Origin of the sequence: Bacillus sp. AY3-1 (genome assembly GCF_008368785.1) — a bacterium.
In the GTDB taxonomy this organism is placed as follows: Bacteria; Bacillota; Bacilli; order Bacillales; family Bacillaceae_G; genus Bacillus_A; species Bacillus_A wiedmannii.
In genome coordinates this window covers 76,590-86,677 of sequence record NZ_QORZ01000032.1, presented here as the reverse complement: position 1 = coordinate 86,677, position 10,088 = coordinate 76,590, and the positions used below count along the sequence as shown (strand labels likewise).

The following is a 10,088-nucleotide window of genomic DNA, read 5'->3' as shown; positions in this document are numbered from 1 at the left end:
TGAAAGGTAATAGCCGCAAAAGAGGCTATGACTAGGAACATGGGCTCGGAGGTGTGTATAAGAGAAAGGGAATTATCTCCATTTTCCTTATTTATAGTGCCACATTTGATTTTTAAATTTTTTAAGTATCAATGATTTTTCTTCTTAAAGAAAAAAAGATTCTAGAAGATAGCATCTTTTTTTAAATTCAATTTACTATGTATTTATATATTATTGTGGAAATACTCGTTTCTTTTAAATGAATATTAATGTTAAAAAAATAAAAAATACATATTCTTTTGTTCTAAGTTAGTAAACTTCTACCGAATCGATACGGAATTTTCTGATTTTAAAACTAATATGAAATAAAGGAAAATAAAAAGAAATACTCTCTTAGAAAAACTATATAAAACAAATAACATTAAAACAATTATCAATCTATCAATTGAAAATAATAATTAGCAAGTGTTTATCACCTTAATTCCAAGTGTATTCGTTTTGCTTCAAAATAAAGAACCTGAATAAATTTTTTCGTATCAATACGAGCAGGTAATGTTGGCTCATTATTCAATTCTGTCATCTTTCTCCTTACGGTAGTAAAATCAAAAAATCTAGAAGCATAATTTTCGAACTTCGGGTTTAAAAAATCAGTAAGTCCAAGAGATGCTAAATGGTTTAATGATTGATAAATGGCTCTCCGAATCCGTTGTTTGGAAGCTTCTATGAATCTTTTTAATTCGGCATCTTCAGCTGAATCCCCAAGTTTTTTTTGAGCCAAATTCATAAAAACCTCTTTTAGTGAGGGAAAACCTTGTTCCAACGTTTTATCTTGTTCATATTTATATAAATAATCTAGCATATCCATTAAATCTTTACTTCCACTTTCACTGGCTATCCCTAATTCAGATAAAAGAAAATGAATGGAATTTTGAAAATGATTGAAAGTATTTAAATGTTTTTCATTACGGTATTTTTCTTGCGTACTTGAATCACTATCCAATTTTAGTACCATATTAAGCGATTCTTGAATGTTTTTTATCGATTTTTCCAAACGAATTCGTTCAATGACTTTCTGAACAACTGTTAATACTTCAATCCGGTTAATTGGCTTAATAATATAGTATTCAACGCCAAGCGAATAAGCTTCAGCAATTAATTCTTTTGATTCTACTTGAGAGACCATGATGATTTTCCCTTTAAACGAAGGTTTTATTTGACGAATTGTTTTTATTCCATCTTGAATCGGCATTAACAAATCGATAAATAAAATGTCTATATTATTAAGGATTAGCATTTGTTGCTCTAAAGATAAACCATCCTCAGCTTCTCCTATAACCTCTCCAAGATCTTCATCCTCGATAATTTGAGCCAACATTGAGCGAACCGCTTTTTCATCATCTACTATATAAAAATACATAGAATCACCCTTTCGAAATTATATGATCAATCCCTAATCTAATTATAAAAATCGATCCTTTTCCTTCGGTTCTGTCCTCAAGCATAACATCACCTTCAAGTTGTTCGACCATTTCTTTAACATACGATAGTCCGATGCCTGTCGATGGATTGCCTAAATCATCATATTTAGAAGTAAACCCAGGCTCAAAAATTGAATCTTTATATTTTGAAGAAATACCTGAACCGTTATCTCCTATTCGAAATTCAACGAAATGATGGCCTTTATTAATGTCAATTGTAATGGTTCCCATATCTTTGATAGCTTCTACAGCATTTGTAACGATATTATTTATAATAGATAAGATTGTGTAAATATGATAATGAGGATGCACACCATCAATTTTATACACAAATTGGATGTCTTTCTCTAGCAACCGTGCATATTTCGTATTTGCCCGTATAATGATGTTTACTAGTTCATGTACAGACATATAATCTGTAAAACTTTCATCAGAAATTAGTTTTGAAAGTCCCGCAAAAATGCGTTGGTTATCCTTTTTAACGTCATGGACCTCACCAGCAATTTGTAATGCCTGTTGCCTTAAATCCTCAAACTGAAAATTCATCTGTTTGTGCTCAAAAGAGTCTAAGGTTTTATATAAATCATAGGATTTTTTTGTTATATTCTCAGCATCCTGTAATGTTTTTTTTAAATGAACAGCATCTTCATATAAATTAGAGATGAGCATAAGCATGTGTTCATTTTGTTTCTTTATGTGTCTCTCCCTTGATTGCGCTTCATACAATTTCATCATATTGAAAAAGCTTAGAACTATAAAACTGTGGGAACATGCGATAACAATGATTTCATTTATTGCCTCGGATGTGATCGATGTTTTTAATACGAAATATTGAATCATTAATTCCACACAGTCTGACAATATTTCAATAATGCAACCAATAAAACCAATCATTAGTGGTTGATGATGAAACCGTTTGATTTTTGCTAAATGAAAGAGATACGAATAAGTAAAATAAAAGAAAAAACTAGGATAGTGAGTATGAAAAGCTGCTAGCCAATCCATATTTTCCTTTATAATGACATCCATTAAGATACGAAATACTACAACGACTATCGCTGTTAAAAAACCCGGTAAAAATGCTGGAACTCGTCGAAACAATAACAAAAAAAAGAAAAATGTTGGTGCACCAAAGCTCATTCTAAATGTTTCATTTAAGGGAAATGACTTTATTTCACCTACTAAAGGTACTGTAAGTATCATTAAAACCAGAATATAGATGTCTTTTTTTACTAAATTACTAAGATTCAAAATAATCACTTCTCACTTTCGCCTAACAGTCAGTATACAAACCTATTTACATTAATACAACAATTACTCTATTTTTTCAAAAACCGATAAATAAGGTATAAACGAAAGCATTACAGATTGTGAATATTCATTACATTCTTTTACTTTATAACTCAAAAGTGTTCAGACACATTATAAGGTCTGAACACTTTTGGACTCGCTCTGACACCAAAATATCTGTGCTCCTTTTTAAAATATACTTAAATCCCATTCTTTTGCAATATGTTCTAACAACATAACTCCTGGTAAACTATTCCCATATTCATCAATGGCTGGTCCGTAAATACCAATACCACATCCATCTTGGAACGGTAAACCCTTCCTAGATTTTGAGGGAACAAGTGTCATAACTCCGCCGGACACCCCACTTTTAGCTGGTAACCCAATGAAAGCGGCAAATTTGCCAGAAGCATTGTACATTCCACAAGTAAGCATTAAAGCTTTTGTTAACCTAGCTACTTCTTTAGGAAGCACTTGTTCTTTCCGAATAGGATGATATCCATCATGTGCTAGTATAAGTCCTATTAAGGCAATATCTTCTGTATTTATTTCAATCGAACATTGTTTTAGGTAAACCTCTAGTGTCTCCTCCACATCTGATTCTAGAAAACCATTCTCCTTTAAATAGTATGCTAAAGCTCTATTACGATGAGCCGTTTCCCATTCTGATTGAAATACTATTTCATTAATAGCAGGACGCTTCTCTATCATTTTTTCAATTAATACGTATAGAGATTCTAATTTTTCTTGCACCGATGTCCCTGGCAAAAGTGAAGCTATCGTAATCGCTCCAGCATTAATCATAGGATTAAAAGGTTTTCCTGGTTTATGTATCTCTAAACGAATAATCGAATTGAAGGCATCTCCAGTTGGCTCTACGTCAACTCGTTCTAATACATAAGAAATGCCGTGACTTAAACAAGCGGCTATAAAACCGATTACTTTTGATATACTTTGTAATGTGAAAGGTACCTCCCAATCTCCTGACTTTATCATTGTTCCATCTGGCTTTACTATACAAATACCTAACTGCGATACATTTATTTCCCCCAGAGCTGGAATATAACTGGCGCTTCGTCCCTTAGCTGCATACGTTCGATAATGAGCTACCCATTGATCTAAGCAAACTTTTTCTTGACCCTCAACTTGAACGCTAGAATCCTTTATCATTTAACAATATTCCCCCGTACTATTAACTTTATATAGAATAATTTTTTCTTTAATATCATCAATACTATTTGCACTAGAACCAAGAAAGATATTCAGACATATTGCAGTCTGAATATCTTTCTTATTACACACTTTTCTTTTTTGAAGTTTTCTGATAATTATCCCAACATTCAATATTTTTAAGCCCTTTAATGTTTTCTTTATAAAAAATAGGATCTTTACCAGCTTTTTTCTGATATATATAATCTTGTAACGCCGCAAATGCCACTTTTGAAAGTAAGGTAATAGCAATTAAATTAATAATAACCATAAAGCCCATAAATAAATCCGCTAAATCCCATACAATTTGGATCTTTGCAACAGAACCAAATACAATCATAGCCAACACACTTATTCTGTATATCATTAACCACACTTTACTTGTATGTAAGAAGCGAATATTTGTTTCACCATAATAATAGTTGCCAATTAACGCACCAAATCCAAATAAAAAAACAAAGATAGCAAGACAACCCGATGCCCAAGAACCGATGTGTTCACTTAAGGCTGCTTGTGTAAGTGCAATACCATTTAACCCCGGTTGTTTATATGCATCAGAAAGCAAAATAATAAAGGCAGTGCTAGTACAAATGATCAGTGTATCCGTTAATACACCAAATGCTTGAATCAGTCCTTGTTTCACCGGGTGACTTGTTGTTGCTGTTGCGGCAACGTTTGGTGCACTTCCCATACCAGCTTCATTTGAAAATAAACCACGTTTAACTCCATTCATAAGTGCTGCACCAATTGAACCGCTTGCTATTTGTTTAAAACCAAATGCATTTTGAACAATAAGAGACAGAACTTCCGGCATTTTTGATATGTTGGTAACTACAACAAATAATGCAACTCCAATGTATAATACCGCTAAAAATACCACCTTATATTCAGCCATTTTTGCAATACGTTGTACACCACCAAAGATAATCGCAGCGAAAGCAATGGCCATGATTATCCCAACTGTTAGACGATCTGTACCAAATGAGTTTTGAAAAGCAATTGTAACTGTATTTGATTGTACTGAATTGAATACTAGACCAAAAGTAATTGTGATTAAAATAGAGAATAATACTCCCATCCAACGTTTATTCAACCCTTTTTCCATATAATAGGATGGGCCACCGCGGAAACCAGTTTTATCTTTTACTTTATATATCTGTGCTAATGTGCTTTCAACAAAACTGGATGCCGAGCTAATAATAGAAATAATCCACATCCAAAATACAGATCCAGGACCACCTAATGCAATCGCAATCGCAATTCCTGTAATATTCCCTGTTCCAACGCGAGCTGCCATACCAATACAAAACGCTTGAAAAGGAGAGATTTGATCTTTAGAACTACTTTTTCCCTCCATTAACACACGGACCATCTCTTTTAACATTCGAAACTGTACAAAATTCAATTTAAATGTAAAATAAATTCCGCAAATAACAAGCATAATAATTAACAATTTGGACCATAAGAAATCATTCGTTGAGCCGACTAAATCCACAAAAAACCTTTCCATATTATCACTCCATATCCAAAATTTATATATCATAATCTATATAAAATCACCTATATTCCCTAGCATAAATACCTCATTCATATTCAAATACAACAAAGTTAGCAATTTTCTATATTAATAGGATTGGCCTGTTTAAGCAAACATCACAACATGTAACCGTAAAACTGGAATTTCGAAGAACTTAACGATACACACGGATGCTCTCCCCCCCTTCTGCAAAACTAATATTCTTATCCACTAATACTGTTGCACTATTATGTTTGTTTCGTTTACCGGTGATTGAAATTTTAATTATAATAATTGTTTTTATCTCGTTCTATTACTTACACGTATATATAAATCGAATTATCAAAAAACAAAACAACTGCACACACACATTTATTCTACAATTTACTTTTTTAATTTTTCATTAATGCTTGTTAGAAAAGCAATGAACTGCTCTGGTAGTACTCCCTTCTAAATACTTATAAATCTCTCTTCACTTGTCTACAAACTTTTGCTGTAAAATCTTCTTTAAAATACTTTTTTGGATTTTCTACATGTCAGACACTTTTAATTCTATTTTTTCTATAAACAACGAAAATAATTAATAGATTTTTTTTATTTTAGATAAATATATACTAACCATTTTTTGTTTTTCATTTATTAAAAAAAGTATTTGTTGGTGTAAATCAAGGTTGCAAACTCGTCCCTTACACGTTTGTAAATGTCCGGTTTCATAATAATCAATAGTGATTAAGTGGTTTTTTGTTAATTTTCTTAAGAACATGGAAATATCCCCCTTCTCACTACTAATCTAAAAAAATAGGCTAGGTAAAAACTTCACGAAAAATCTATAAAGCGCTTTCAATATCCAACTAAGAGAACCTTGTCTTTAATTTATAATTAAAAGTACAGAATGTTACGAAAAAGTACAGATTTTTATAAAAACAAAAAATATTTTAAGTTTTTTTATCTAAAAAACACTGAGATTTTGTGAATTTTATACAGTATCCAAACGTCGCGGATTCTGTTCTACCTAACCTTTGAAAAGCCTCTATTTTCCTCATAAAAACATGCATACTTTTTCTCTTTTAGAAATCCAGATAAAGTATTTGAAATCAAAAATTGATAGATAATTATACAAATATTCAAAAAACAAAACATTTAATTTATATATGGTATCATACAAAAAACATTTGTTTTCTCAATTAATCCCCCTAGTGGGATTCGTCTATATTGCACATATTTATAACATTAAAGGCACTAAGCAAAAAAAGGATTTTGTTGAAGGGATGAAACATTACAAAACTCTTATTTAAGACCTTGTGGCATCCACTTTTCTAGAAATATCGAGTTATCCAAAAACATGATTTTTGACAGCGCCACAAATAAAAAATTACTCATATTCTTATTTTTTGAAAACGTTATTAATATTAATCTATTTAGGTTTCAGATTATAGAACAACCAATTGATAAGAAAAGCTATTAATTTCATTGCAATATAAGGGTATTTGTTGGATATCTATTATTAAATGTATATTTCCCTTGCGTTTCCTTCTACTAACATAGATTACAGGTGGTGTATTGTGAAAGAAATAGTATTCGTTCAAAATAAAAAAAGACTCCTTATGAAATTTGTATTTTTAAAAAAGGATATAGTATTTACCATTTCACTGATACTAGCAATTGTAAGCTGCTTAATATATTCGCCAAGGGTCGAATATATTAACTTTGAAGTGTTAATTAGCTTATTTAATCTAATGGTGGCAATTAAGGCTTTTGAAGAGCTAAAGATATTAGACAAACTTGCCGTTGCTATTTTAAATAAATGCAATAACAGCAGGTCAATATCTATCATTCTAATTTTGTTATGCTTTATTTGCTCCATGTTTGTAACAAATGATGTCGCTCTCCTCTCTTTTGTACCAATAACACTTGTCATTAGTAAAAAAACACAAATGAACATGATGGATACAATCATCCTGCAGACAATTGCGGCAAACATCGGCAGTAGCTTGATGCCTATGGGGAACCCACAAAATTTGTATCTATATTCTTACTACGGAATTAAGCTCATCCCATTTTTAGGTTCAATCCTATTTTTAGCTGTACTTGGAATCAGTTTGTTATTTATATTTACTCAAAAACTTCGAAAAACAGATTTAAAAATAGAACTACCTGTTATTACCGTAAAAGACCCAAAAAAAGCTACAGTATGGATTTTGATACTTGTCACTATCATTGCATCTATTTTTGGTGTCATTAATTATTACATTGCGCTAATAGTCACATTGATGGCAGCATTTACTTTAGATAGAAAATTACTATTTAAGATTGATTATTTTCTTCTAATAACATTTGTCTGTTTTTTTATTTTTATCGGAAACATTTCCCATTCTGTTGCGCTGGAGACATTTGCTCGTGCTAATTTAATAGGAGATACTTCAGTCTTCTTTAGTTCCATATTTTTGAGTCAATTGATTAGCAATTTTCCTACTTCAATTCTTCTATCAAACTTTACTTCTGATTGGAAACCTTTATTACTAGGAGTAAATATTGGAGGGCTTGGAACAATTATCGCATCTTTAGCCAGTGTAATCTCCTATAAACTATTCATTCAGGCCAATGGTAAAGAGAGCAAGGCGTATTTAATTAAATTTAGCATTTACAATTTTTCATTTTTAATCATACTTACATGTATACAATACTTTATCTTTAAATTTCTATAATTTCGAAAAAAGTGATTACTACTAGAATAATAAAAACATATAGTTTTTTTATTGCTTTTCTGAAGTAATGAAAAACCCAAAATTTCTCAACATTAAATTGAGAAATTTTGGGTTTTAAAGTACATAGTATTTACAATTAGCATTATAAGCAAGATTCGCTACTTGCATCGATTAACTCATCAGTTATCCAACGACTGTCTGATGAAGAAAGAAAGCTTCACCTTCAGGTAAAGTCAACTTAAACTAAAGTTACTTCATATATTTCACTTAAAATTCCATCAACACCTACCTTTAAACAGTTCGTTTAAACTGCCCTGCCTTTGTTCAAAGGTATTTCAGCAATGCCTGTATTTTTCATCTTTAATATTTTTGTTTCTTAGCCATGAGTATAGTTAGAAAATCTCTAAAAACTATTTGATAATCTTTTAGAATCTAACTTTCTTATAATACTATTTGCTATTTCTTCAATATTTTCATCTAGAAAGAAATGATTACCTTCAAAAGAATGAAAAGTACACGTTTTACTTGTGTATTGCTTCCATTTTATTACTTGATCATATGTAGTATACTCATCCTTTTCCGCATTAAATATAAGAAAATCAATATCACATGGTTGTGTATTATTGTCATGAATATATGTCTCGACAATTTTAAAATCTGCTCTTAGAATAGGTAGAAAAATCTCTATTAATTCTTCTGATTCAAGTACCCCAGATGGTGTACCTCCCATTGCAATAACTTCTCTTTTAAATTGTTCATTAGAAAGATTATGTCGAATATTTTTTATTTTACTATTTGGATGATTTCTACCGGACAAAACAAGAAATTTAGGCAATACATTTTTAGAATCTTGTATTTTTCTAGCTACTTCATAGGCAATCAAACTTCCCATACTATGCCCAAATAAAATATATGGCGAATCATCTATCTGCATAACGATATTATTATAGACATCATTCACCACCTCTTCCATACTTTGGTGCAAACTTTCTTCAATTCTATATCCTCTACCAGCTAACTCTATCGGGACTACCTCAATATATGGATTAAAGTAATTTTTCCATTTTGCGTAACTAAACGCAGATCCCCCAGCATGTGGAAAGCAAAAAAGTTTAGTCTTCTGCATTGATTTTCTCCTTACTTTCAAATTTTTATATATTTTGGCAAATTGTATAAATGTCTTTAATTATTATCTCTTGCGGAAATTCATTCCTTGTTGCACAAGCAGATATCTTATAATTTGGATCAATGTTATATTGTTTAAAGTAAAAGTTTTTAGGTATATTCTTGTATGTAATTAAAGTTCGTGACTCTTTTTTTATAGAGAATGAATTTAACGGGGTATAAAGCCCTTTTCCAATCGTTTTTATATAACTTTCTTTTAATGTCCATAAATCATAAAAATAATTAATTTGTTCATCAGAATTCATATTAGATATTTCATAAAATTCTTCCTCTGAAAAAAATTCATGTGCTAATTTAAAAGCCTCTATTTCTGAAACTTTTTCTATATCAATACCCACATTAAAATTAGCAGTAGTACAAACCACCCATTCTCCTGAATGTGACAAATTAAAATGAAAGTCAGAAAAATTTTCAACAAAAGGTTTTCCATACTCATTATATATAAATCTAATTTCTTCATTATTAATTTTATACTTTTGGCAGATTAGAGATCGGATTAGTAAATCTCCTATCAGGGTCCTATTAATGTCGCATGAATTTAATAAACGCTTCATTCGTTCTTTCTTCTCATTTGAAACTAAGTTACTAAGTTGCTTAAACAAATGACTTTCAATATTCTTTGGTATTTTCACAGCTTGAATTTGTATGATAAATCACTTCCTTTTTTTAAGAATTACTTCATATATGAACGTTACAGAAATTCAAATTCACTTTATTAAATTGCAT

Annotated in this window: 8 protein-coding genes and 1 pseudogene; 1 reads left to right on the top strand and 8 read right to left on the bottom strand. The window is 30.7% G+C overall.

The window, feature by feature from the left end:
- Window positions 1-451 precede the first annotated feature (451 nt).
- The 5 genes from DN389_RS26495 to DN389_RS26475 form a co-directional block, all read right to left on the bottom strand.
- Complete coding sequence (locus DN389_RS26495; RefSeq protein WP_098190490.1) at window positions 452-1,396, bottom strand: response regulator; 945 nt, start codon at window positions 1,394-1,396, stop codon at window positions 452-454.
- 4 nt (window positions 1,397-1,400) lie between these two features.
- Window positions 1,401-2,717, bottom strand: coding sequence for an ATP-binding protein (locus tag DN389_RS26490; RefSeq protein ID WP_098190489.1), 1,317 nt, complete (start codon window positions 2,715-2,717; stop codon window positions 1,401-1,403).
- A 219-nt stretch (window positions 2,718-2,936) separates the two neighbouring features.
- A complete protein-coding gene (gene glsA / locus DN389_RS26485) occupies window positions 2,937-3,917 on the bottom strand; it encodes a glutaminase GlsA (protein ID WP_098090209.1) in 981 nt (326 codons plus the stop codon).
- Between the two features lie 124 nt (window positions 3,918-4,041).
- The gene (locus DN389_RS26480; RefSeq protein WP_149237767.1) at window positions 4,042-5,466 is read right to left on the bottom strand and encodes an alanine/glycine:cation symporter family protein; all 1,425 of its coding nucleotides are present in this window, start codon (window positions 5,464-5,466) and stop codon (window positions 4,042-4,044) included.
- Window positions 5,467-6,052: 586 nt separating this feature from the next.
- Window positions 6,053-6,235 (bottom strand): YolD-like family protein, encoded by a 183-nt coding sequence (locus DN389_RS26475; protein WP_098190487.1) that lies wholly within the window; start codon window positions 6,233-6,235, stop codon window positions 6,053-6,055.
- A 799-nt stretch (window positions 6,236-7,034) separates the two neighbouring features.
- Here DN389_RS26475 and DN389_RS26470 point away from each other — a divergent pair.
- Window positions 7,035-8,177, top strand: a complete 1,143-nt coding sequence (locus DN389_RS26470; RefSeq protein ID WP_149237766.1) for an anion transporter — start codon at window positions 7,035-7,037, stop codon at window positions 8,175-8,177.
- A 142-nt stretch (window positions 8,178-8,319) separates the two neighbouring features.
- Here DN389_RS26470 and DN389_RS29275 read toward each other — a convergent pair.
- The 3 genes and pseudogenes from DN389_RS29275 to DN389_RS26455 form a co-directional block, all read right to left on the bottom strand.
- Window positions 8,320-8,391, bottom strand: a pseudogene (locus DN389_RS29275) (SDR family oxidoreductase); the annotation flags it as partial.
- A gap of 189 nt (window positions 8,392-8,580) precedes the next feature.
- A complete protein-coding gene (locus DN389_RS26460; protein ID WP_060488842.1) occupies window positions 8,581-9,303 on the bottom strand; it encodes a thioesterase II family protein in 723 nt (240 codons plus the stop codon).
- Window positions 9,304-9,328: 25 nt separating this feature from the next.
- Complete coding sequence (locus DN389_RS26455; protein ID WP_087986163.1) at window positions 9,329-9,994, bottom strand: 4'-phosphopantetheinyl transferase family protein; 666 nt, start codon at window positions 9,992-9,994, stop codon at window positions 9,329-9,331.
- Between the last annotated feature and the right edge of the window lie 94 nt (window positions 9,995-10,088).